The sequence below is a fragment of the Vibrio sp. 1727 genome (genome assembly GCF_033344415.1).
Lineage (GTDB): Bacteria > Pseudomonadota > Gammaproteobacteria > Enterobacterales > Vibrionaceae > Vibrio > Vibrio alginolyticus.
This window is the reverse complement of sequence record NZ_JAWPOT010000241.1, coordinates 1-723: the sequence shown is the minus strand read 5'-3', so window position 1 is coordinate 723 and position 723 is coordinate 1. Positions and strand designations below refer to the sequence as shown.

General features: G+C 36.2%; 1 protein-coding gene. It reads left to right on the top strand.

Annotated features, from left to right (window positions below; all coding sequences use genetic code 11):
* Nucleotides 1-519, top strand: a 519-nt coding sequence (locus tag R8O10_RS25020; RefSeq protein WP_318191929.1) for a TfoX/Sxy family DNA transformation protein, incomplete at its 5' end; no start/stop codon positions are given.
* Between the last annotated feature and the right edge of the window lie 204 nt (nt 520-723).

Below are 723 nucleotides of genomic sequence, written 5' to 3'. Positions count from 1 at the left end.
CAAGAAACAGACTCCCCATTACTAGAGTCACTCGAATCATACGGGTTTTATCTATGTAAAAAGTACCCTATTTCTGTACCCAATAGCTCTAGATCCTCAAGACTTCTTATGAAGCGCTATCTTTCAGAAAAAGTATCAGATCAGCAAGCTGTGGAGACAATAATGCAGTTAAAGATCATGCTAAATGCAGCAATAAAAAAACAACAACAAAGTGAGGATTTAGATATATCGGCAATGCCTAGCCTCAGTCCTACAATATTTAAGTCACTAAAAGATATCGGTATAAATAAGCAATCAGAGTTAAGGAAGGCAGACTTAAATGTTTTGTTCCATAAGATCAAAAGTGGAAACTCGAAGAGCTATAAAGGGGTACGCTTGTTATTTCAGCTACATTGCTTAAGAGAGGATACTCAAGTTCCTTACTTATCTAACGATACCAAACAACGCTTAGTTGATTCTTATAATTTTTTCGCCAACATTAGAGGATACGCCCCTCTGACTTATATGTTTTACAGCTAGAAAATAACCTTGCATTAGTTTCTTTCGACATGCAATTAAACCATCAGTTACAAGGTAACCAGTCGCTCATTAGGCCTCTATTTATTAGTTAGTTTCAAACAGCAATAGATGTTGAATGTATGTAATTCTCCACAAAACATATGGTGACGTTAGCTAGGTATCGTTCACCATACTACAAGTGCTGATTCCCTCATTAACCCTATA